Source organism: Streptomyces sp. NPDC058534, assembly GCF_042717365.1.
GTDB lineage: Bacteria > Actinomycetota > Actinomycetes > Streptomycetales > Streptomycetaceae > Streptomyces.
Genome location: NZ_JBHXNW010000014.1, coordinates 53,032 through 72,777, shown reverse-complemented (window position 1 = coordinate 72,777; position 19,746 = coordinate 53,032). Strand labels below are relative to the sequence as shown.

The 19,746-nt window shown below is 71.2% G+C and carries 39 protein-coding genes and 2 tRNA genes; all 41 read right to left on the bottom strand.

Going from position 1 to position 19,746, the window contains the following annotated elements; all coding sequences use genetic code 11:
* Positions 1-946 precede the first annotated feature (946 nt).
* A complete protein-coding gene (locus tag ACFWR9_RS11460) occupies positions 947-1,342 on the bottom strand; it encodes a hypothetical protein (RefSeq protein WP_383839135.1) in 396 nt (131 codons plus the stop codon).
* A gap of 137 nt (positions 1,343-1,479) precedes the next feature.
* The gene (locus ACFWR9_RS11455; protein ID WP_383839132.1) at positions 1,480-1,857 is read right to left on the bottom strand and encodes a hypothetical protein; all 378 of its coding nucleotides are present in this window, start codon (positions 1,855-1,857) and stop codon (positions 1,480-1,482) included.
* A gap of 148 nt (positions 1,858-2,005) precedes the next feature.
* Positions 2,006-2,221 (bottom strand): hypothetical protein, encoded by a 216-nt coding sequence (locus ACFWR9_RS11450; RefSeq protein WP_383839129.1) that lies wholly within the window; start codon positions 2,219-2,221, stop codon positions 2,006-2,008.
* Positions 2,218-2,658: a hypothetical protein gene (locus tag ACFWR9_RS11445; protein WP_383839126.1), complete on the bottom strand. Its 441-nt coding sequence runs from the start codon at positions 2,656-2,658 to the stop codon at positions 2,218-2,220. Before ACFWR9_RS11445 ends, ACFWR9_RS11450 begins: the two co-directional genes overlap by 4 nt.
* A gap of 4 nt (positions 2,659-2,662) precedes the next feature.
* Positions 2,663-3,466: a hypothetical protein gene (locus tag ACFWR9_RS11440; protein WP_383839123.1), complete on the bottom strand. Its 804-nt coding sequence runs from the start codon at positions 3,464-3,466 to the stop codon at positions 2,663-2,665.
* Complete coding sequence (locus ACFWR9_RS11435; RefSeq protein ID WP_383839120.1) at positions 3,463-3,834, bottom strand: hypothetical protein; 372 nt, start codon at positions 3,832-3,834, stop codon at positions 3,463-3,465. Before ACFWR9_RS11435 ends, ACFWR9_RS11440 begins: the two co-directional genes overlap by 4 nt.
* Positions 3,831-4,196 carry a hypothetical protein gene (locus tag ACFWR9_RS11430; RefSeq protein ID WP_383839117.1) on the bottom strand — a complete coding sequence of 122 codons (366 nt, stop codon included), beginning with the start codon at positions 4,194-4,196 and terminating at the stop codon, positions 3,831-3,833. Before ACFWR9_RS11430 ends, ACFWR9_RS11435 begins: the two co-directional genes overlap by 4 nt.
* Entirely contained in the window at positions 4,196-4,801 is a 606-nt protein-coding gene (locus tag ACFWR9_RS11425; protein ID WP_383839114.1) for a hypothetical protein, read from the bottom strand. The genes ACFWR9_RS11430 and ACFWR9_RS11425 overlap by 1 nt, the downstream gene beginning before the upstream one ends.
* Positions 4,801-5,376: a hypothetical protein gene (locus tag ACFWR9_RS11420; RefSeq protein WP_383839111.1), complete on the bottom strand. Its 576-nt coding sequence runs from the start codon at positions 5,374-5,376 to the stop codon at positions 4,801-4,803. Before ACFWR9_RS11420 ends, ACFWR9_RS11425 begins: the two co-directional genes overlap by 1 nt.
* Entirely contained in the window at positions 5,373-5,726 is a 354-nt protein-coding gene (locus ACFWR9_RS11415; RefSeq protein ID WP_383839108.1) for a hypothetical protein, read from the bottom strand. Before ACFWR9_RS11415 ends, ACFWR9_RS11420 begins: the two co-directional genes overlap by 4 nt.
* Positions 5,726-5,905: a hypothetical protein gene (locus ACFWR9_RS11410; RefSeq protein WP_383839105.1), complete on the bottom strand. Its 180-nt coding sequence runs from the start codon at positions 5,903-5,905 to the stop codon at positions 5,726-5,728. Before ACFWR9_RS11410 ends, ACFWR9_RS11415 begins: the two co-directional genes overlap by 1 nt.
* Before the next feature lie 5 nt (positions 5,906-5,910).
* Positions 5,911-6,285 (bottom strand): hypothetical protein, encoded by a 375-nt coding sequence (locus tag ACFWR9_RS11405; RefSeq protein ID WP_383839102.1) that lies wholly within the window; start codon positions 6,283-6,285, stop codon positions 5,911-5,913.
* Positions 6,286-6,380: 95 nt separating this feature from the next.
* Positions 6,381-6,872 carry a hypothetical protein gene (locus ACFWR9_RS11400; protein WP_383839100.1) on the bottom strand — a complete coding sequence of 164 codons (492 nt, stop codon included), beginning with the start codon at positions 6,870-6,872 and terminating at the stop codon, positions 6,381-6,383.
* A gap of 29 nt (positions 6,873-6,901) precedes the next feature.
* Positions 6,902-6,973 (bottom strand) — tRNA-Ile (locus ACFWR9_RS11395).
* Between the two features lie 55 nt (positions 6,974-7,028).
* Complete coding sequence (locus tag ACFWR9_RS11390) at positions 7,029-8,231, bottom strand: DUF932 domain-containing protein (protein ID WP_383839097.1); 1,203 nt, start codon at positions 8,229-8,231, stop codon at positions 7,029-7,031.
* A 37-nt stretch (positions 8,232-8,268) separates the two neighbouring features.
* Positions 8,269-8,341: transfer RNA gene (locus tag ACFWR9_RS11385), tRNA-Leu, on the bottom strand.
* Between the two features lie 8 nt (positions 8,342-8,349).
* The gene (locus tag ACFWR9_RS11380) at positions 8,350-8,592 is read right to left on the bottom strand and encodes a hypothetical protein (protein ID WP_383839095.1); all 243 of its coding nucleotides are present in this window, start codon (positions 8,590-8,592) and stop codon (positions 8,350-8,352) included.
* Between the two features lie 29 nt (positions 8,593-8,621).
* Positions 8,622-8,984 carry a hypothetical protein gene (locus tag ACFWR9_RS11375; RefSeq protein ID WP_383839091.1) on the bottom strand — a complete coding sequence of 121 codons (363 nt, stop codon included), beginning with the start codon at positions 8,982-8,984 and terminating at the stop codon, positions 8,622-8,624.
* A gap of 186 nt (positions 8,985-9,170) precedes the next feature.
* Positions 9,171-9,713 carry a hypothetical protein gene (locus tag ACFWR9_RS11370; RefSeq protein WP_383839088.1) on the bottom strand — a complete coding sequence of 181 codons (543 nt, stop codon included), beginning with the start codon at positions 9,711-9,713 and terminating at the stop codon, positions 9,171-9,173.
* Complete coding sequence (locus ACFWR9_RS11365; protein ID WP_383839085.1) at positions 9,710-10,288, bottom strand: hypothetical protein; 579 nt, start codon at positions 10,286-10,288, stop codon at positions 9,710-9,712. The genes ACFWR9_RS11370 and ACFWR9_RS11365 overlap by 4 nt, the downstream gene beginning before the upstream one ends.
* Positions 10,288-11,031: a hypothetical protein gene (locus ACFWR9_RS11360; protein ID WP_383839083.1), complete on the bottom strand. Its 744-nt coding sequence runs from the start codon at positions 11,029-11,031 to the stop codon at positions 10,288-10,290. The genes ACFWR9_RS11365 and ACFWR9_RS11360 overlap by 1 nt, the downstream gene beginning before the upstream one ends.
* On the bottom strand, positions 11,018-11,311 hold the full coding sequence (locus tag ACFWR9_RS11355) for a hypothetical protein (protein WP_383839080.1): 294 nt from the start codon (positions 11,309-11,311) through the stop codon (positions 11,018-11,020). Before ACFWR9_RS11355 ends, ACFWR9_RS11360 begins: the two co-directional genes overlap by 14 nt.
* Entirely contained in the window at positions 11,304-11,606 is a 303-nt protein-coding gene (locus ACFWR9_RS11350) for a hypothetical protein (protein WP_383839077.1), read from the bottom strand. The genes ACFWR9_RS11355 and ACFWR9_RS11350 overlap by 8 nt, the downstream gene beginning before the upstream one ends.
* Positions 11,607-11,726: 120 nt before the next feature.
* The gene (locus ACFWR9_RS11345) at positions 11,727-11,927 is read right to left on the bottom strand and encodes a hypothetical protein (protein WP_383839074.1); all 201 of its coding nucleotides are present in this window, start codon (positions 11,925-11,927) and stop codon (positions 11,727-11,729) included.
* Positions 11,924-12,253 (bottom strand): hypothetical protein, encoded by a 330-nt coding sequence (locus ACFWR9_RS11340; RefSeq protein WP_383839070.1) that lies wholly within the window; start codon positions 12,251-12,253, stop codon positions 11,924-11,926. Before ACFWR9_RS11340 ends, ACFWR9_RS11345 begins: the two co-directional genes overlap by 4 nt.
* On the bottom strand, positions 12,250-12,567 hold the full coding sequence (locus tag ACFWR9_RS11335) for a hypothetical protein (protein ID WP_383839067.1): 318 nt from the start codon (positions 12,565-12,567) through the stop codon (positions 12,250-12,252). The genes ACFWR9_RS11340 and ACFWR9_RS11335 overlap by 4 nt, the downstream gene beginning before the upstream one ends.
* Complete coding sequence (locus ACFWR9_RS11330) at positions 12,564-12,869, bottom strand: hypothetical protein (protein ID WP_383839064.1); 306 nt, start codon at positions 12,867-12,869, stop codon at positions 12,564-12,566. The genes ACFWR9_RS11335 and ACFWR9_RS11330 overlap by 4 nt, the downstream gene beginning before the upstream one ends.
* A complete protein-coding gene (locus tag ACFWR9_RS11325; protein ID WP_383839061.1) occupies positions 12,866-13,123 on the bottom strand; it encodes a hypothetical protein in 258 nt (85 codons plus the stop codon). The genes ACFWR9_RS11330 and ACFWR9_RS11325 overlap by 4 nt, the downstream gene beginning before the upstream one ends.
* 3 nt (positions 13,124-13,126) lie before the next feature.
* A complete protein-coding gene (locus ACFWR9_RS11320) occupies positions 13,127-14,308 on the bottom strand; it encodes a hypothetical protein (RefSeq protein WP_383839058.1) in 1,182 nt (393 codons plus the stop codon).
* A complete protein-coding gene (locus ACFWR9_RS11315; RefSeq protein ID WP_383839055.1) occupies positions 14,305-14,532 on the bottom strand; it encodes a hypothetical protein in 228 nt (75 codons plus the stop codon). Before ACFWR9_RS11315 ends, ACFWR9_RS11320 begins: the two co-directional genes overlap by 4 nt.
* Complete coding sequence (locus ACFWR9_RS11310) at positions 14,532-14,777, bottom strand: hypothetical protein (RefSeq protein WP_383839052.1); 246 nt, start codon at positions 14,775-14,777, stop codon at positions 14,532-14,534. Before ACFWR9_RS11310 ends, ACFWR9_RS11315 begins: the two co-directional genes overlap by 1 nt.
* Positions 14,777-14,935, bottom strand: coding sequence for a hypothetical protein (locus ACFWR9_RS11305; protein WP_383839048.1), 159 nt, complete (start codon positions 14,933-14,935; stop codon positions 14,777-14,779). The genes ACFWR9_RS11310 and ACFWR9_RS11305 overlap by 1 nt, the downstream gene beginning before the upstream one ends.
* Complete coding sequence (locus tag ACFWR9_RS11300) at positions 14,932-15,639, bottom strand: WhiB family transcriptional regulator (protein ID WP_383839045.1); 708 nt, start codon at positions 15,637-15,639, stop codon at positions 14,932-14,934. Before ACFWR9_RS11300 ends, ACFWR9_RS11305 begins: the two co-directional genes overlap by 4 nt.
* A 3-nt stretch (positions 15,640-15,642) precedes the next feature.
* The gene (locus tag ACFWR9_RS11295; RefSeq protein ID WP_383839042.1) at positions 15,643-16,038 is read right to left on the bottom strand and encodes a hypothetical protein; all 396 of its coding nucleotides are present in this window, start codon (positions 16,036-16,038) and stop codon (positions 15,643-15,645) included.
* Positions 16,035-16,781 (bottom strand): VWA domain-containing protein, encoded by a 747-nt coding sequence (locus ACFWR9_RS11290; RefSeq protein ID WP_383839039.1) that lies wholly within the window; start codon positions 16,779-16,781, stop codon positions 16,035-16,037. The genes ACFWR9_RS11295 and ACFWR9_RS11290 overlap by 4 nt, the downstream gene beginning before the upstream one ends.
* Positions 16,782-16,853: 72 nt before the next feature.
* Positions 16,854-17,297: a hypothetical protein gene (locus ACFWR9_RS11285; RefSeq protein WP_383839036.1), complete on the bottom strand. Its 444-nt coding sequence runs from the start codon at positions 17,295-17,297 to the stop codon at positions 16,854-16,856.
* The gene (locus tag ACFWR9_RS11280) at positions 17,294-17,533 is read right to left on the bottom strand and encodes a hypothetical protein (RefSeq protein WP_383839031.1); all 240 of its coding nucleotides are present in this window, start codon (positions 17,531-17,533) and stop codon (positions 17,294-17,296) included. Before ACFWR9_RS11280 ends, ACFWR9_RS11285 begins: the two co-directional genes overlap by 4 nt.
* Positions 17,530-18,726 carry a DUF5131 family protein gene (locus ACFWR9_RS11275; protein ID WP_383839028.1) on the bottom strand — a complete coding sequence of 399 codons (1,197 nt, stop codon included), beginning with the start codon at positions 18,724-18,726 and terminating at the stop codon, positions 17,530-17,532. Before ACFWR9_RS11275 ends, ACFWR9_RS11280 begins: the two co-directional genes overlap by 4 nt.
* Positions 18,723-18,989, bottom strand: a complete 267-nt coding sequence (locus ACFWR9_RS11270) for a hypothetical protein (RefSeq protein WP_383839025.1) — start codon at positions 18,987-18,989, stop codon at positions 18,723-18,725. Before ACFWR9_RS11270 ends, ACFWR9_RS11275 begins: the two co-directional genes overlap by 4 nt.
* The gene (locus tag ACFWR9_RS11265) at positions 18,986-19,321 is read right to left on the bottom strand and encodes a hypothetical protein (protein ID WP_383839022.1); all 336 of its coding nucleotides are present in this window, start codon (positions 19,319-19,321) and stop codon (positions 18,986-18,988) included. Before ACFWR9_RS11265 ends, ACFWR9_RS11270 begins: the two co-directional genes overlap by 4 nt.
* A complete protein-coding gene (locus ACFWR9_RS11260) occupies positions 19,318-19,734 on the bottom strand; it encodes a hypothetical protein (RefSeq protein WP_383839019.1) in 417 nt (138 codons plus the stop codon). The genes ACFWR9_RS11265 and ACFWR9_RS11260 overlap by 4 nt, the downstream gene beginning before the upstream one ends.
* Between the last annotated feature and the right edge of the window lie 12 nt (positions 19,735-19,746).

The window sequence follows — 19,746 nt, the reverse complement described above, 5'->3', positions numbered from 1 at the left end:
TGCCCACGCTTAGCCGCGTCCCGGGGGCCGCCCCGCTGTACCGGGCCGGCCGCCCGGTCCCGTTATCGCGGGAGCGCCCCCCCCCCCAGCGGGGGGGGGGGCTCTTCCCTGTGGACGGGGCGACGGGGGCCGCTCTTCATGCCTACGGCAGCCTCGCCGGGGCAGGGCTCGTAGGTCGGCCAGGCTCCCGTCCCTTCGCGCCACCCCTCAGAGTGAATCGTTGGCGGAAGACCGGGGTTCGACCCCAGCCGGGAGCACGGCGTTCGCCCGAGCCTCCGGGGACCGTCCGGTGTACAGGCCGGGCGGTACTCCTTCCCGGCACGACCCGCAAGGGTGAATTTCGGCGAACTGACGTCACCGTGCCCGCCCGTCCGATCTAATCGGACTGGGGACGCAGCCGGAACTCCCCTTGTCCCGTGGGCAGTCGACTCACGACCGCCGTGGTCGTACTCGTGCCTACGGGATGGGGGTAGTGGAACATGCGTCCCACCCGGCGCCGCTTCGCGGCGCTGCGGGAGGTACATGCCGAGCGAGTCAGGGCTCGCGCTGCACGCGTACGCGCCAACAAGAACTACGGCCGTGCGAAGCGTGTAGCCCTGTACGTCGTCAGCCTGGTGGTAGCAGCCATCAGCGACGACGTACTGAACTGGCTTCTACACGGCCTGTAGCACCTTCCAGGGGGGCTGACGCTTCACTGGGCTGAAGCCCCCCACTTCCTGTCACCTTCCTTGCGGTTCGTCCCCAGCACTGTCGGCGACGAACCCAACCCAATGCACATCACTGTGCATTGCGTATGCCATGAGATTAGCGTCTCCAAAGTTGATTCGAGACATGCTTCATTAAATTGGCAGCGGTGAATTTAGTCGGCGAATCAATCGTAATTGGGTTCACATTTGTTCACTGAACAAGTTCAGCCCCGGGAGCACCCGCCCCCAGCAGGTGACGATCAGCCGGCCGCCCTACGGTAGGCGCGGCGCCCTGCGAGGGCCTGTGTGACGGTGGCGCCAGTCCAGCGGTGGGCGCGGCCGTGGGTGTCGTCGGGGGCGGGCCAGCGACCCTTGTTGCGGTCGGCGCGGATCGTGGCGGCCGTGATGCCGGTCAGGGCCTCGATCTCCGTCGCCGTGTAGAGGCGGGTGCGCTCCAGGGCGACCGGGGGGCGTTCGATGCGCTCGCGGATCACGCGGTCGACGTCGGCCGGGTCGAAGAGGAGCCGCTTGCCGTCCTTGCCGATCGCGGCGGGCCAGGCGGGGTGGCGCGCCCAGACGTTGCGGACGTGAGCGAGGCTGCGTCCGTGGCGGGCGGCGATCTGCTCGTACGTCTCGCCGGTGGGGGTGTCTACCATGGGTGGTGTCCGTCCCTTGTGGATGGTGGTGACCGGTGGGGGCATTGCGCCGGGCGTTCGCGCCCGTGGGCTTCGGCCCGGCCCCTGCCGGTCTTCGGTCTTACGGGAAGGCCCCCGGCTGCCGGGGGCCTTCGCGGTCACTCCTGGGGGTCGATCAGCTCGTGGGCTACAGCGTGGAGGGCGTCCGCGCCGGTCACGAGGTTGATCCGGATCTCCAGGCTCACCAGGTGTTCGTGGTGCTCCATCCACCTGTTGTAGAGGTGCGCTGCGGAGAGCCAGTGGAGGCACCCTCCCCAGATCCCTGCCTGGAGGTCTTCGTCGATCGGTTCGTCTTCGATGAGGTCGATGACCCGGGTGACGCCCTCGATCATCTGCTCGCCGTGGAGAACATCCTCTTCGAAGGTCGGGAGGCTGATCGGGATGGGGAGGAACCCGCACACCCTGGTGATCAGGATGTAGATCCCGAGGAGCGCGTTGCCCAGGTTCTGGGTCTCCCGCTCGAACTCGTCAGACATAGTCCATCCTCTCTGGAGTTGTGGTGGTGAAGGTCGGGGATTGCGGCCCCTTCCTTCTGTCTCCAGTATGGCGGTTCACGCATTGCTTTGCAACACTTCGGACGGGAAAAACGGCCCACCCCCGGACAGGGTCAGGGCCGTTGAGGGCTCAGGCCCGACGCCATCCGGAGAGGCGGTCATCGGCGCCGACCGCCGCGGTGAGGCGGGCGCCGGGCAGCTCGTGCAGCTCCAGGCCGGCCTCCGCGGCGATCTCCGCGGCCGGGTAGCGCTCCGGCGCGGCCCGCTCCTGGGGCGGTACGTCGGCTACGACCTCGGCTTCGTCGCCGAAGAGCAGCAGGACACGTACGGCGACACGGTCGCTCATGAGGTGGTTCCCTTCTGATCATTGAGCTGGCGAGCCAGCCGGAAGCGGACCCGATGACTCTTCTTCTTCAGCCCTCCGGAGGCACCGGTGCCCTTGCACCTCAGTCCGGCAGCTGCGCCGCAGCCGGGGCATTCGACCTTGCGGGTAATCTCTTCCTCGGACTCCAGGTCCTGCTCCTCACGCTGCCGCCGGGCTTCGGTCGCGGCGGCATGAGCGCGCTGCGCCTCGTCGACGCGGAAGTAGCAGTCCATAGCGCGCGCAACGGCGGCTGTCGGGTCGGCCCCGGCGGTCAGCTCGTTGATCACCTTGAGAAAGCCGGCAGCCGCAGGACTCTGGTGCTCGATGGGCAGGTACTCATTGCCGGCGTGCTCCAGTTGCTCCTGGAGGCGGGCGAGGTCTCGGTGGAACTGAAGTGCGTTCGTCGGTGGTTCGGTCACGGCGTCATCCTGCCTTCCCAGGGCCCTGCGCGCTGCGCTTCCGGCCGTCTGCGTTGAAGGCGTCCCGGCAGGGTGGGCACGCCGGCGCGGTGATGTAGCGGTGTGCCCAGAAACCCTGCACGGTGCCGCACTGGCCCGTCCAGTCCGGGTGCGCCTCGGGGTTGTCGAGGGCGTCGTCGTCCCAGGCGCCGGGCGGCGCCCAGCCTCGGTCGGCGGCGTACGCGCGGGCGCGGGCGATGCCGCCCAGGCTGGCACCGTGGTCTGCCGGGTCGGCGCGCCACAGGGCGTCGTACATGGCGCGTACGGCGAGGGCGCGGCGGGCGAGGACGTGCTCGCGGTTGAGCATCGTGCCGAAGTTGCCAGGGTCCATGCCGAGGTGGACAGCGAGGTGCTGCTGCGGCCAGCCGACGGCCACCAGGGCGCGGGCGCGGCGGCGGGTTCCCAGCGGGCTGATCGGCGTGTTCGGGGCGAGGTTCTCCAGGGTGGGTTCGACGGCCAGGACGGCGGCCGCGGTATCGGGGCGCATCGTCTTCTGCGGGGGCGTGCCCCGTTCGGGCCGGCCGTTCAGCACAGCTTGGAGCCGCTTCCGATCGACGCCGGCGCGGGCCGCGATGGCGCGGAGGCCCATCTCGCAGGACTGGAGGTAGCGCACGTGGACGCGGACCGGTTCCGCGTCCACCCACGGCTCCCACGTCCCGGCGATGAGGGCCTTCGTGCGGTTCTCCTCGTACCGGCTGCGCGCCCAGCCGCAGGTGTAGCAGCGGCAGCCGTCGAGCCGGTAGCGAGCGTAGCCGTGCGGGCGGCTCATCGTCGGGCCTGCTCCGTGACGGTGTCGGCCATGGCGCGGATGGCGGCGCGCGCGGCCGCCGCGTTCTCGCCTGGCGTGTCGGGCCTGGCGCGGCTGGCGCGGAGGACGGCGAGGGCCTGGCGTAGGTGCTCATCGAGCACGAGGACCAGGCGGCCGTCGTCCGTCGAGGGCTCCGGCGCGCTGGGGGCCGGTGACGGCGCGCTGGAGGCGTCCTCTTGGCGGATGGCCTCCAGGTCGCGGAGGATCGCGTCCTTCCCGACCCGCAGCTGTGCTGCGATCTTCCGGCTCGACAGCGTCGGGTCCTTCTCGATGAGCTGGCGTACGAGCGTCCGGCGCACGTCGGCGGTCATGGCGGGCGGCTGGCTCACGTCCCCTCCCCCGGGGTGTCGTTGGTGGCGCGCGACGGGGGCTCGGTGGCGCGCGCCGGGTGGGCGTGGTCGGGGCACGGTTCGGACTCCACAGGCTCGCCGCACGTCGAGCAGACGTAGCCGCCGGGCGGCAGGGTCGGGTCCCACACCTCGCGGTACGGCCGTCTGGCCGCGCAGTCGGGGCACAGCCAGCCGTGCTCGCCGACCGGGCGACTCCATGTCTCCCGAGCTTCGGAGAGCGGCGCACGCCGACGGCATGCGGTCGTGCTGCACTCCAGCGTCAGCGCGTCGTCGGGCTGGGGAGTGGCGTCGGCCGCGCGGCTGCTCTTCTCCCCGGCGTAGTGATCCGGGCCCGTGGCCATCAGGCACCCCCGGCGTGGACGGGCCGGCCGTCACGGACGACGGTCAGCCGGTGCGGCCCGGCCTCGAACCACAGCTCCATGAGCGGGTCCGGGTCGTCATCGACGGCGAAGCAGCCGACCATGCTGTCGAGGAACTCGGTGTCCTCGGGCAGGGTGTGGCACAGCAGCTGCATGGACAGGAAGCCGTCGATGCCGGCTGTGATGCGGTAGGTCTCCCCGAATGCCTGCGACAGGCCACCGGCCTCGTAGTGGACGTGGACCAGGTCCCCGGGGCGGGCCGGGTACCAGGGCGCGGTCGTCAGATCGGCGTGTCCCCGCTGGAGCGCGGCGATCTCCGCGCCGATGTCGCGGGCGCGCTTGGCGTCCTCAGCTTGCGCGAGGGGGCTCAGTCGCTCACCGGTGTCCGGGCGGCCGTACAGGGCGGTGAACAGCTTCTCGGCCAGCCCGGCCGGGCTGCCCGTCCAGCTGTTGCTGCGCTCGCCCGGGCCGGTCAGCTTCTCGGTGACGGAGATGGAGAGGGCCGCGGGGGCGGCTCCGGGGATGAGGCCCTCAACGGTCTCCGTCATGATCTGTAGGCGCGGGTCGAGGCGGCATTCGGTGGCCATCAGGTGTTCTCCTTCGGGGTGTCGGTGGTGAGCTGCGCTGCCCAGTCGGCGAGCACGGCGAAGTCCACGGCGGTGAGGCCGACGCGCGGGTTGACCCAGTGCAGGAGGGCGGGGCCGTCGTGGTGGCGGTCGACGTACGCCTGGTCGACGTCGGTGATCTGGTCGTCGACCCAGGCGAACGGTCGGCCGGCCGCGTACTCCACGACCTTCCAGGTCTTCACGTACGTGCCGTCGGGGCGGTCGGCGAACTGGTCCCCGAACTCGATCACGGGGAAGTCCTGGGTGCGGGGCAGGCCGATGCGCCAGCCGATCCACTCGTTGGCGTCGTGCTCCCACGTGGTGGCCCACACGAGTTCGAACGGCAGGGCCTGGAGCGCGGGCCCGTGCGCAGGGTTGAGCCACACGCGCAGCGGCTTGACCCGGTGCTCGGGCAGGCCGGCGTGCTGGGCGATCCACGTGTCGGGCTTCAGCCGGTGCGTCTGGTACCCGGCCGGACGCCGGTGCGGCGGCGCGTCGAACGGGTTCAGGGGTCCGTCAACGTCCAGGAGCAGCAGAGGCCGGCGGCTGGCCGTCACGTCTCGTCCTCGTCCGGCTCGCAGACGGCGAGGGCGAACTTCCAGACCCAGGAGGAGTCGTCGACGTACAGGCGCGGGAAGTCCCAGATGTTCTGTCCGTCCTCGTCCAGGTAGCGGACCTGGGCGATGGGGAGGCCGGGCATCTGGATCTCGATGGTGCGGTCGTCGTCCATGGTGAGCGTGAACGCGTACCGGCCGTCACCGTAGTCGGACGCCGACGTACGGGCGCAGCCGGCGACTCCGAGGCCTGCCTGGCGGAGGTCGTCGGCGAAGACGGTGATGTTGGCGGCGGCGTGCTCTTCGGAGGCGTCGTTGACCGGACCGGAGCCGGGGTTGATGAAGACGGTCATCAGGCGGTGTCCTTCGGGGCGTTGCGGGCGTCGCAGGGCTGGGTGAGTCGGGCGAGCAGCAGAGGCAGTGCCTCCAGGTCGCCGACATCGCGGGCGTAGGCGATGGCGTCGGTGATCTGCTTCCGCTCCTCCTGCGTGGTCCAGTGGGCGATGACGTGGTGGCAGGCGCGGCCGGTCACGACGCTCAGTCCTCGAACTCGGGCAGGCCGCGGGTGTCCAGGCCCATGGAGCTGGAGGCGCAGTGAGCGTGATCGAGGGCCTGGGCGAGCAGGCCGGCGATCTCCGAGGCGGTCTTCACCGCCTCGCGGAGGTGCTCCACGGCGGGGTCCGGGTCGCTGCCGCCGTCGATGAGCACTCGGCCGGCCTTGTGAGTGTGCTCCACGGGCCGCAGGGTCTGCTCGATGGCCTGCGGGAGCATGCGCGCCAGGTACGCGAGCGAGCCGATCGCCGCGTACGTCTGGGGCGGGTACTGCCAGTCGTCGCCGCTGGTGATCGTGGCGTGGTTGAACTGGCGTATGAGGTCGCCGGCCTGTGAGGCGAGCCGGTCGGGGGTCGTCATGAGTTCTCCGGTCGGTGGGTAGGGCCCGGCGGCGGGAAGCGAGTCGGTGCGCTGGGGGCGCGGTCGCGCGTCCGGCCGCCGGGCGGTCTGAGGGGTCAGTGGACGCGGAAGCCGCCCTGGCGCTGGGCGCGCTCCAGGTAGGCGATCCACTTGAGCCAGTGGTCGACGTTGCCCCCGAGCAGCGCCTTGACCTCTTCAGCGCTGTGGGTGCGGTACGACTCCAGGGCGGCGGCGATCTCCTCGGGGGTGACCAGCCAGCCGTCGTTCGTGCCGAACTTGTGCAGCGCGATGCCGAACGGCGGGTCGGGGTGCCAGGCGCGGTGCTCGTCGATCGTCTTCGCGTAGGCGACGGCCTCCGGCTTGACCGGCATGTCGCCCTCGTAGTCCTCCGGGTACCGGACGGCCGACACGTCCTCCCAGTCGATGCAGTCCGGCTTCTCCGGCCACGCGGCGAGCGGATAGTCGGTGGCGATCATCCCGAGCTGCTCCATGATCTGGGCGTAGCGGGACATGCCCCAGATGTTCAGCCGGAAGTAGCCGGAGTCCTCGCCTTCCGGGACGTTCGCGATGTACATGTCGTAGCCCACGGCGGGCTCCTTCGATCGATGCTGTGGAGTACCTCCGGCCGGACTCGAACCGGCGCGCTGCGGGGTATAAGACCGCTGCTCTGCCACTGAGCTACGGAGGCTTGGCGGGCCGCGCCCCGGGGCGGGGGGGAGGAGCCCGGCCGCCGGTCTGCGGGGTCAGGTGCGGCTGAGGAGCAGGAGCCGCTTGTGGGCCTTGGTCTTGGTGTCGTCGTCGGCGCCCTCGATGGCGGCGGTCGCGCGGGCGATTTCCTCGGTCATGGTCTTGCCGGGGCGGCGGGGGGCGACGTGGTCGAGGTAGCCGGTGATCGCGCGTTCGGCGGCGTAGGCGGTGCGGCCGACGCGGGCGGTCTCGGTGTCGAACTGGTCGGTGAGGAGTGCGGTGCGCGCGGCGTGGTTGGCGCGGGTGCGGCGGGTGGCGTCCTCTTCGATCGGCCACAGGTCGGCGATCACGCGGTGGAAGTCGGCGACGGCGATGTCCGTGCGGGCGAGGGCGGTCTCCTCGTAGGCAAACTGGGCGAAGTAGTTGACGGACAGTCCGAGGGTGCGGCGTGCTTCCTTGATCTGTGAGGTGGCGCCGATGGTGTGGCGGACGGCCCAGCGGGTGACGGCGTCGCGGACGGCGAACCTCTCGGTGTTGGCGCAGACCGGCCGCCAGGGGGTGACGACGCACTGGAACTGGCCGTTGCCGGTGTGGTCGTTCATCACGGCCACGTACGGGACGATCAGGTCGTTGATGCCGTCGGCGTCGACTCGGACGGCTTCGGGGAGGCGGATGGAGATGAACACCCGGCGGCCGCCGCGCAGGAGTCCGGCCGACTCCCAGACGACGTCGTAGCGGCCGACCAGCTCTTGCAGGAACTCGAAGCCCTGCCGGTTCTGGATGGGCGCGTACCGGGCGCCGACGACTCCGAGGGCGGCGCCGGTGTCGGCGCGGACGGTGTGGAACTGGTCGGCGTGCTCGCGCAGTTCCTCGCCCCACCGGTAGAGGGAGGGGACGGTGGTCACGTCGAAGTTGAGGCAGGACAGCTCCAGCACGGTGTCGATGTCGCTGGTGCCGCCGGGGATGATCTGTCCGAGGCCGTGCCAGGCGGGGGACGACGCGTAGAGGGCGATGGTGCCGTCGGCGCGGGTGTCGAGGCCGTGCTGGGCGATGATCTCCGCGATCTGTCCCCGGGCGTTGCGGGAGACGGTGAAGGTCTCGCCCCGGTCCCAGCCGGTGAGGACCTCGTACCGGTCGGGGCTGATCATGCGGATCTCGCCCCGGTCGATGCGGGCCTGGAACCTGCGCTCGTGGTCGCGGGCGGCGTCGATCTGCCGGGTCTTCTCGTCGGCGAACGCGGTGTTGACGTCTGTGGTCACGGTCTTCCCCTCCAGGGTGGTGGTGGTGCTTCGGCAGTGGGCCCGGCCGGGGTCGAACCGGCGCGCAGTGGGGTTTAAGTCCCTCGCTCTGCCTCCTGAGCTACGGGCCCGGTGGTGCTCAGCCGCAGGCGGCGGAGCGGGTGATGGACGATCGGCGGGCGTGCACGGGTCCGGAGATTTCGCCCCAGGGGTCGACCAGCGCGAACCGGACGTCCGCCAAGCCCATCTGGTCGATGGCGTGGCAGATCCGGCAGGGGCAGGGGACGGCCAGCCACAGGCCGTGGAGGTCCGTGATGGAGCCGTGGTAGACGACGAGGTCGCCGGGCTCGATCAGGTCCAGGGAGCGGAAGAGTGTGTCCATGGCCGTCCTCTCACGGTCGGTGGTGCGGGTTACGGGTGGCTGCGCGTGGGGCCGGTGGGCGGGGTCCACCGCATGGAGTCGCCGCTGCCGTGCCAGGCCGGGCCGGTGCGGCGAGCGGGTGCGGGGGCGGCTGGGCGGGGCCGGTACGTGTACCGTCCGGCGGTGCTGCCGTACTGCTCCCACGCTTCGGTGAGCACGTGCTGCTCTCCCGGTGAGTAGGCCATGACGGGCCGGAAGCGTCCGTGGATGAGCTGGAGGGTGTGGCCGGGCTCGCGGCCGTAGGTGGCGCGGTAGATGCGGGCGGCGGCGCGTCCGAGCGGGGAGCGGTACGTCCAGTCGGCGGGCAGGCCCCGGCGCACGAGGTATTCGGAGACGGTGATCCTGCGGCTCATGGCACCCCCTGCGTGACCTTCCGGAGTCGGAAGCCCGACCCCATGTAGTAAATTGTACGAGAGAGTACGAGCTACCACAAGGCCGTGATGGTGATTTCTTTGACCTCACGAGTCGCACGAGCCCCGGCCCCCGAGCTGTCCCGATCAGTCCCACGCGCGGGCGCGTGATGGGGACAGCGGGCCGCGTCAGCCGGAGGCCGACACGAGAGTGAACGGGCGCCGCACGCCGGCGGAGAATCGTTCCGCCGCAGACAGCGCGCACACCACCCGCACCGCCGGGTCCATGTCGAGCTTCGCCGTGGCGTACAGGGCACCGACGGCGATCTCCTCACCGCAGCCGACCGCGGCGTATCCGTCGGCGGCCTCCCCCACCTGGAAGTCGTCGCGGACGATGAACAGCCGCCCGGCAACACCCACCAGGAAGGTGCCGCCTTCCTCCTGCTCGCTGTCCTTCCTCAGCCACCCGCCGGCCTTGAGGGTCTCCCGCACGGCGTCGATGAACGTCGTCGCCATGAACTTCTCCAGCTGCTCCCCGTCGGGGGCCGGCGGCGCGAACGCGTAGCGCAGCAGCTGCCCCATGCGGAACGAGGTGGTGAAGCCCATGACGTACGGGCCGGTGGTGAACACCTTCTGGTCGGCACGGACGGTGAGGCTGTAGCCCGACACGCCCGCGGAATCCCCGCCGATGAAGACGGTGCCCTCGTGCACGAGGCCGACGATCGCGGTCACGCTGAACTCCTGGTGGTGGTGTTGGTGGTGAGCAGGTACAGGCGGTTGCCCTCGTAGCGGGCCGGTTCGCCTGTGTCGCCGTCCTCGCAGGCGTTGTTGATGCACCACGCGCGCGGCCGGTCGTCGTCGGCGCGGCCGTACACGGTGCGCTGTCCGCACGCCAGGCACAGGGCATGCCGGAAGTGCACCGACGGGCCGCGCAGCCCCAGCACCGTGAGGACCGTGCCGTGCCAGCGGGCGACAATTCGCCGCACCTCCGGCTCGCGGCCGGCGTTCTCCGCGCCGGGCGGGATCGCCTTCAGCGCGCGGCCCCAGGGCTGCTTGTGCTGCGAGTCGCGCAGCTCGGCATCGAGCAGCACGGCCTCCGCCTTGATCCGCTGGGACCAGGACACGGCCTCCATGGACGTCGGTGGCCGGGATCCGGGAGGGGCGTGCCCGCCGGCCGCCGCGGGCCGGGTGCGCAGCGACAGGTGATCGAGCCGGAGGATGAGACCGGGCCCTCGGTCGCCGGGATGCTGATCGTCTCCGCGGTACAGGTCAAGGAGATCGGCGACCAGGTCGTCAAGCGTCTGCATCAGGCCGCGGCCTCCTTCTTGCGTGCCCAGCGGGCCTTGCTGCGCTCGGACTCGCACGCGCGGCACACGCGCTCGCCACGCCTGCCGGGCTTGGGGTTCGGTCGGCGGTACACGTTGTCGCCAGTCAGCTCGTGGCCGTTACGGCAGTGGGTGCGCAGCTGCTTGCCGTACGCGCCCACGCGCCGGTCCGTTCCATTCGTGGGTGGCGCCGTCTCGGGTGCGTACCAGTGCGCGCGGAAGCGGCGGCGAGCCATGGATATCCGCGCGGTCATGGCGCCGTACTTGATCCCGAGGGCGTCGGCAGCGGCCTGGAAGTCGTCGTGCACGGCGAGGGCGATGACAGCCGCGCGTTCGGCGTCCGTGAGGCGGGCGAGGATCTGTGGCACGGCCAGGCGCTCGATGAGCCCGTCCTCGGGGTACGCCGGCGGCAGCGTCCAGTACTGCCGGAACCTCGGGGAGGAGGCGACTTCGTTGGTGCCGTCCTTGTCACGGTGCCCGAACGTGTGCCGCATCTCGCGGACCTCGTTGTAGATCGCCTGCCAGCCCACGCGCACCAGCTCGGTACGCCCGGGCGGTTCGTCGGCCTCCGCCAGGGCGGAGGCGATCGCCGACCAGGCGACGTCGTACCTGGTGTGCGCGTCTGAGGCCAGCGACCGATCGGCCCGGCATGCGGCGGCCGCCATGGCGTGTACGTCCCGCATGGTGAAGCCGTGTGCCACCGGCGCGTCGTCAAGCGTCTGCACGGCCGCCCTCCAACAGGATCGTCGGCAGCTGCTCGCGGCAGTCGGCGCACTTCCGGCTCACCACGGGGGTGCCGTCCCCCAGGCGGAATGGCGTCTCCTCCCACGAGGTGTGCGCGCAGCGGGCGTCTGGCTCATCGTCGACGACGAAGCCGGTCCATGCGACCGACGTGAGGTTCGCGGGGACCTCGGCGACGACGACCTCGGCGACGCGCGAACCGACCACGGCCGGGGCGTTTTCAGTGGCGAAGGTCAGCGTGACGCTGACGTGCTTCTCAGGCATCGGTGTTCTCCTTGCTTCGTCGTGCTCGCCAGACGCGACGGCACCAGCCGCACACGTCGCCGGCGTCGGGGTACAGGGCGCCGCTGCCCTGCTGTGGTTCGTCGCCGTGCAGTGAGCGGCGCAGGTGGGGGCAGTTCGGGTAGATGTGGTCGACCGCTCCGAGCGGGGCCATGTACCAGGGCTGGACGGCGTTCTCGGGGCCGTGCCGGTCCCGGAGATCGGCGTCGGCGATGGCGAGCGCCGTCTCCAGGACTGTCGGGTGCTGGGCGATGACGTGGCCCGGGTGCGTAGCCATCAGCTGTGCCTCACTGATCTCGGGGGATGTTCGTGTACGGGCAGCGCACGGCGATCGCGCTGTGCCGGTGCCCGCAGTGCCGGCAGCGCCAAGGGCTGGCCTCGGGCGGGCGGAAGGCAGTCACCGGCCGCACCTCGGACACGGCTGGTCCACGAGGTCCACGCACACGACGCACGTGGTGTCTTCGTCCTCGTCCACCCAGTCCGAGTCAGTGACGTCGGTGCCGCACAGAGCAAGATTCGGATCGCAGTAGCAGACGACGTGCGTGAGGTCGTCGTGCGCCTGGTCGACGGTGGTCGGCGTCGCAACGAGCGCGGTCACCCCACCTCACCACCCGTCAGGCGCTCGTACAGGGAGCGCCCACTGAGCCGGTCTTCGATGTGCCGGTCGTGGCCCGGGCCGGGCTCGTCGGTCCCATTCACCGCGCGGGCGACGTCGACGGCCAGGACGTCGTACATGCCGGAGCGGGCGACATACTGCGCCTGCTCTTCCAGCCACCGGGCGAGCGGCTCGCGGGCACGCAGGAGGATGCGGATCGTCTCCAGCAGCTCGCGGCTGTCGGAGTCGACGCGGCCCTTCGTGCTGCTGTCGTCGCGCAGCCGGGCGGCGGCGGTGCGCAGCTCCCGCTCCAGGCCGGCAGTGCTCATCGCGCACCCCCGGCCGCCTTCACCCAGTCGGCCGGCGGCGGGAGCACCAGCAGCGCGGTGCGGTCCTCGGTGGCCACCAGCTCCGGGTTGTCGGGGTCAGGGAAGGGACGGCCGTCCGCGTTCCACCGGTACGCCGTGTAGCGGATGACCATGCCGAAGGCGCTGTCCTCGATGACCATCTCGGACCACACCGGCACGTGGTTCGGCTCGATGCCGTTGACGCGCAGCCACACCTGGACCGCGCGCATGCCATCCGGCGTGCGGAACTCCCGCTCATACAGCTGGTGACAGTCGATGACGAGACGCTCACTCACGGGCGACCATCCCTGTAGTGCACGGCGAAGCCAGGCAGGCCCATGCCGAAGTCCGGGTCGGCGGACGCCGGGCGCAGCGGCGCGCGCAGCTCGGTCTCGTCGACGCTGCACATGGGCTGCCGGGGCGAGGACCCGGCGGGGACGCCAGTCCAGCGAAACGGCTCCTTGCAGCCGGCGCAGCGGACCTCGATGTTGGCGGCGTAGCCGACCACGGTCGGGTCGGTGTCGCTGCTCGTGAGCCGGGCGACGTCCACGTACGCCTCGAAGTCTTCGTGCGGGCACGGCCGGTCGGGATTGGTCACAACTGGCCCTCGCTCTTCAGGCCGCGGGCGGCGTCGATGAGGCACTGGCGGGGCACGAGGACGGCACGTTCGTCGGTGCCGATGCTTGCGCCGTGGAAGTCCAGGGCCTCGCTCACGAAGGTGCCGATACCGGGCAGCTTTCCGATCACCAGGAAGTCACCGGAGTCGAGTTCGAGGACGTCGGGGCAGCTCGCCCCGCTGGTGCTGCCGCGCTCAGCCGGGGTGCTGCCGATGCGGCGGACGATGCGCGCCATCGGTCAGGCCTCCATCTCGTGCGGCAGGTCGCAGTAGTTGCGGCGCTCCACGGCGCGGATCAGTCGGTCGACGACGTCGGCCTGGTCCTCGCCGACGCGGGCGAGCAGAGCCGCGCGCGCCAGCTTCACTTCGCCGGCGTCGGCCGAAGGCACCGGGATCCCGGGCCCGCCCTCACGCACCTCTGGGTGGTGCTCGCGGACGTGGTCGTCCATGAGCGCGCGTGGGATGAGCGGGCAGCCTTCGCAGTACGGGCACGGGTCCCGGACCTCTATGCCGGTCAGCGGGCCCTTGCCCGCCGGGTTCTGGTCGGCGGGGTCGGGGCCGTTGCAGCCGTATCGCTGGCGCTCTTCGCGGCCGCGGTGCTTGGTGCAGGGCTCCGCTGCCGGGCTGAGGTAGTGCTGGCGCACGTGCACGAGGTCGTCTGCGTCCTGCGCGGCGTCGACGACGCGGCCGGCGACGGGGTTGTCCCGGCCACTGGTGTTGATGCCGATGTGCTTCAGAAGGCCGCGGATGCCCGTGGGCGCCGGTTCCCTGTGGCACGCGCAGATGCACGGTGCGGCACAGAACTTGCAGCTGGCCGGGGCCTTGGCGCCCGCGCGTCCGACGCTGGCCTTGCAGTAGTCGTGCTCGCCGTGGAGGCAGCCGGTCGACCGGTAGGTGTGGGTCGTCGGCCCGGCGCCGTCCAGCGCCTCACGAAGTTCGACGCCGGCAGCCCGCACGAGGAACGTCGCGGACCCGTGAGCGGCCTCCCATCGGTCGGCGAGCAGGTACGCCCGCCCGGCGACACCGCGCAACCGCTCGATCTCCTGCTGCGCCCGGCTGGCCGCTTCCAGGTGGTCAGCCACCGGGATCGTGTCGTCACGAGCTGGCGCGAAGCTGTGACCGGCTCGCCAGCCACCGGGGCAGTCGGTGCAGCCGCTGACGTTGTGTGCTCCTTCGCCGTGTCCACACCGTAGGCACGGCGCGTCATCCAGCCACACGACGCGGGTGGCGCCGTCGTGGCCGTGCACGGACAGCATCAGCTCCAGGCTGTCCCACACCGAGGTGGACGGGCGGTCGCGCCAGCGGAGGTCGACGTTGCCGTCCGCCCACTGCACGCCGTCCGCCACATCGCCGGGGCCGGAGACGCCGGTGACGTCCCGGTCACGCCGAAGGGTGAACAGGCGGGGTATCGGAGGGTTCACGGTCGGTCCTTGAGGTCGTCGATGGTGGTGAGGGTGGCGAGTTGGCGTCGTCCGTCTCGCAGGGCGCGTCGCTTCTCGCGGCGGTCGGTCAGCCCGTCGTGGATGCGGGCGACCAGCAAGTACAGGGCGCAGATCAGGGCGACGGCGAGGGCCAGGCCGACGACGCCGGCGATGCCTCCGAGGACGCCGATGATGAAGACCTGCTCCGTGGTGAGGACCGCCATCAGCTGCCGCCCCGGGACTGGCGTGCGTCGCGGTAGGCGAAGCGGATCGAGGATGCGGCGAACAGGGCGGCGACGGCGAGGAACAGGGCGGCGCCCAGTTTGTTCTCCCGGTACGCCTCGCCCATAGAGCCGAACAGGCAGGCCAGGGAGAGCAGGCCGAAGAACCAGCTGTCGGGGAGGCCGAAGCAGAGGAGCAGGACGGCCAGGGCGGCGATGGCTATGCCGACCAGGTTGAGCGGGGACATCAGGTCTCTTCTCGGGGTTCGTAGGTGTCGATGGGCGGGAGGGTGGTGATGCGGGCGCGGCGCAGGAACTCGCGGTCGTCGGCGGCCTCGGTGCAGGGGCAGTAGCCGTGCGGGCCACAGCCGCCGTACGGGCATCGCCAGACGACCGCGGTGTTCACAGCAGGTCCCGGGTTGGGACGTTGGCGATCAGCCCGAGGCGGTCGCGGGAGATGCGGATGGCGCGGGTGCCGACGCCCAGGCGGGCGGCGATCTCCCCGTCGGGTAGGCCCTTCACCCACAGGTCGTAGACGCCCTTGTCGCGCTGGCGGGCTTTCCGTGCGGCCCGGTCCTGGGCGTACACGCGCCGACAGGCGTCGTCGATCGTCTGTCCGCGCCTGTGGTGCTGGCGGTAGCCGCGCAGCGTGCCGCACTTGGGCTCCTCCACGGGGACCTTCGGTGCGGGCGGGGCGCTCTGCTCACGGAGCTTGCGCTCCTGGATGTACGCGCGGTTGGCGGCCCGGCACTCTTCCCGTCGGCACCCGGACTGGTAGCAGGCCCGGGTGCCGTGCTTCTCCTCGGGCTCGGGCTGCGCCTTGGGCTTCGGCTTTGGCTCCTGCACGGTCGGGTCCAGGTCCAGGCGCTCCTGCGCGGTGAGGCCGGCGATGACGGCGTCGTCCCGCTGGTACAGGTTCATACCGCGCTCGCGGTCCGTGACCCACGACTGGCAGTCGAGGAGTACGGGGCAGCCGTAGCAGGTCTCTTTCGCCTCGGTCTCCCGCGCTGCCTCGAAGAACGTGTCCGGGTCGACGCTGCGGCACAGCCCGCCGTCCTGCCAATCCAGCGGGCGGGCTCCGGTGTCGGGGACGGCTCCGGTGTAGGCCATGGGTCACCTCGTGCCGTACTCGTCGCCGACGGCCGTGGCGTTCCAGACGTCCTCGCTGACGCAGACTTCGTCGCCGGTGTCGAGTTCCAGCTCCCAGCACTCGGGCTTGACGTCCATGACGCTGCGGGTGCCGTCCGGCACGGTGCGGCAGTCCCGGTACGTCGTTGTCGACTTGCCGATACGGCGGGTCTTGGTGGTGCACTCCTGCCGTGTCTTCGGCTCGGTGCGCCACGTGGTGCGGGCGTCCTCGTGCTCCTTGCCGGTGACGGTGCCCTGCGGCCCCTGCCCCCCGCAGCCGGCCAGCAGGGCGACCGCGGTGACGACCGCGACGACAGCGGTGAGGACGCGGGACTGGCAGATGCAGATCACGCGGTGGCAGCGGTGGCAGACGGGGATCACGGCAGCAGCCCCTTCTGGCGGGCCTTCGGCACCCACTGACCGAACTCACGGGTGACCCCGTCGTACAGGGCGCCGTCGGGGATGCCGCGCGGGTCGGCACCGGCGTGGAAGTACGAGGCGTTGTCGAGGAGCCGGCCGCGCATCGTGTCCAACTCGGTGAGGAACCGGACCTTCGACGGGCCGAACCCGACGAAGCTCCAGAAGATCGGCAGCTTGGACGACTGCACGAGCTGGAGGCGGACGTCGTCAGCGTCCTGCGGGGCGCCGTCGGTCTGGAAGATGACCAGCGCCGGATCGGTCGACTCGGAGGCCAGGTAGTGCTGGGTGACGGCACGCATGGCGATCGTGTACTGGGTGCCGCCCATCGTGCGGGTACCGCCGTGCAGCTGGTGCTGCTGCGCGACCACGCCCTGGTACTGGTCCAGGTGGACGTCGACCACGGGGTACGGGCGGCTGTCGAACATGACCAGCGGCACCACGCCGTCGTCGTCGACGGTCACGGACAGACCCAGCGCCTGGTCCGCGAGGTGCTGCACGCTGCCGTCCGCGAAGTACGGGTGCATCGAGTAGGACCGGTCAACGACCAGGTACACGGCCGCGCGCAGCCCGGACAGGCCGTTCTTCTCCAGCGACACGGTGGCCGTCTTCGCCAGGGACACGAGGCCGGCGGGCACCTTGTCGAGGCTGATCGCCGGGGTGTGAGGGACGGCCGGGGCCGCGGGCTTCTTGCTGCGGTTGAACATGGGGTGCTCTTCTCCTGGTTGGGCGCCCGCCGCCCGGCCGGTGTCATCCGGGCGGCGAGCGGGTCTGGGGGCTCAGTCCGCCATCGGCGGCTGGGCGAACGGGGCTTCGGTGAGCGGGAGGACGGGGGTGCCCTGCGGCACGGTCGGCGCGTCGTCGTCGACCGGCAGCGGCCGGACAGCGGTCGCATTCGCGAGCTGGGACCGCAGCTCGGTGTTCTCGGCGCACAGCGAGTCGAAGGAGGTCAGCTGCTTACCAAGGCTGGCGATCCGGGCCCGGGCCGCCTTCAGGGCCTCGCGCGTCGTGTCGCGGTCCTTGCGCAGGGCGGTGTTCTCGCTGGTCACGCGGAGCAGCGCGCACGTCAGGTCGTCGGCCTCGTGCTCCAGGCGGACGACGTCGGCGCGCAGCTGGGCGCGGGGGACGACGTACCGGTGCAGGCCGCGCCCGGCCGGGGCGACGTACCAGAGGGCGGCGGCTGTGCCTCCCACGCCGGCGGACAGCAGCAGGATCTCGATCACGTCGCGGCCCTCGTCTCCACGGCCTTGCAGCGCGAGCAGTCCGTCTTGAGGCAGGCCTGGCCGCGCTCGATGGACAGCTCGTGGTAGGCGCCCTCGTTGGCCACCTGGAGGTCGGCCACGCGCCGCTCCAGGGCCTTGTTGCGGTCCTTGGCGGTCGACAGCTGCGCGCGCAGCCGGTTGGTCTGCGCCTCGTCGATGCGGGCGCGCCAGCGGCGTATGAAGGCGGGGGCGGTCATGAGGAACTCCGATTGGGGTGGGCCGCGCCCATGCGGCGGGAGAAGGCATCCAGGTCCTCGTAGAGACCGGACGTCAGGGAGTCGTGGAAGTCGTCGCGGGGGAACGCATCGTGGATGCGGCCGTCCAGCTCCCGGCCAGCCGCCGTCTTGCCGACGCGGACGGCGACGGTGTTCGTATCGAGCATCCAGGCGCTGCGGGTACGGTCTCCGGGCCTCATCAACCGGGACTCGCCGTCCCGGAAGGTGCCCGACGAGCCGCGCTCCCGCAGGGTGGCGGAGCACCGGCCGCCGCGCAGCGGGTGATCGTAGGCGCGGCCGCCGGCGAACTGCGGGTCGTCGACGACGGCCGCGGTCAGGTACTCGCCGTGCTGCTTGAAGAACAACGGCACGCCGGCTGTCTCGCAGGCGTCCCGGAGCCGCCGCGCCCAGTCGGGGTGCATGGGGCGGGCGCGGTGGCCGGATTCGCCGCCGGCGATGACCCAGTCCAGGCCGCGCCAGTCGTCCGTGCGGTGGCGGGCCGGGCAGTCCGCCCAGCGGTGGCACTCGGGGGTAGCGGCGTTCGGGTGTCCGCAGGTGCCGTCCTCGGGAGTGACGTGCCCGCAGTCGGGGACCGGGCGCAGCCAGCGGCTGAGGTCGACGGCGCCCAGCAGCGGTTCGCAGGAGACGAACCGGACGTTGGCCGGTGTGTCCATGAGGGCGGGGATGCGGATGTCCGCCCACCGCTGGTTCTCCACGGACACGCCCAGCCACACGTTCCGCAGGGGCCAGTGCAGCGGGGTCGGCGCGTCGACCAGGGCCAGGTCGTGCTCGATCTGCCGGAGGCTGGTCTCGATGTGCGGCAGGAGGGAGCGCAGACGGCCGTGGCGTTTGGTGAGGACCTGGAAGGTGTGCTGCCGGGCCCACCACATGCGGGCGAAGACCTGGACGATGAAGTCGTCCGGGACCGCTTCGTGGAACAGGTCGGACATCGAGTTGACGAACACCTTGCGGGGCTTGCGCCACTTCAGGGGCTCATCGAGCCGTTCGGGACGGAGCACGACGTCGAAGCCCTGCTGGAAGTGGTGGCCCGGCGTGCCGCGGAACCGTTCGGCGAACGTCTCCGCATAGCAGTTGTCGCAGCCCGGGGAGACCTTGGTGCAGCCCGTGATCGGGTTCCAGACCTTGTTCGTCCACTCAATCTTGGTGGTCGTCATGCCGGCGCTCCCTCGGTCTGATCGACCAAGTACTTGACGTAGAGGTCGGCGCCGTCCTGGGTGAGTTCCACGCGGGTGCCGAACGCGCCGGCGGGGCTGTAGAAGCGCAGGAGTTCGTCACCGCGGCGGATCGTGCGGGCGGCGCTCTTCGCGCTGTAGGAGCTGTTGTAGGTGGCGGCCAGCACCCACAGTCCGGGTATCTGCCGGGCCTGGTCGGCCGCCAGACGGTGGTCGGCGTGCGGAGCGCCCTTGACGCCGCTCATCGCCGGCCCCCTCGAAGGCCGGCGGGCATGGCAGTGGAGCGCCGGGTGAGGCTCCCGGTTCGGACGGTGTAGTCCTGGGCGACGGACCAGTCCGCGTCGGGGAAGGCGGCGCGCAGGATGACGGCCGCGGTGTGGTGCAGGCCGCGGTCGTACAGCGGCACCTCCTTGCCGTTGAGGCCGATCACCAGGGCGACCCAGCGCAGGCCTTCGTTGCGGCGGACGCGGGTGATGCGGACCTCGCGGACGGGCCGGCCGACCAGGGTGTACAGCTGCTCGTCCAGGGCGCGGCGCGCGGCCTCGTCGGCCTGGAACTCGGTGGGCGGCGCGGTCATGCGTCACCGCCGGGGTGGAAGGCTCCGCGGACGTCGTCCATAAGCCGGTGGTAGGAGGCGATCGTCGTCGGGTGCCAGCTGTGCTCGGGACCGTGGTTGTCGCGGAACCAGGCGTCGCAGGCGGCGAGCAGGCTGGTCTCCCGGTCCGCGTCGCGGGCGGCGGGGCCGCCGTCGGACGGGGTGACCTCTGCGGGGTGGTCGACGGCCAGCCGCATGAACGCGGCCTCCAGGGCGGGCGCTTCGAGGTCGTGTCGCTCGGGTGCGGTCAGGGGCAGCGCATCGTGCAGCTGCTGGAAGGTGGCGGCCTGCACGCGGCGGAAGTGCCGGAGGGCGAAGCCGTCCCAGCGGGCCCGCAGTGTCGGGCGCGGCTGGCGTGGGGTGGTGCGACGGCTGATGTGCGTCATTGCGGTCATCGCCATCGGTCC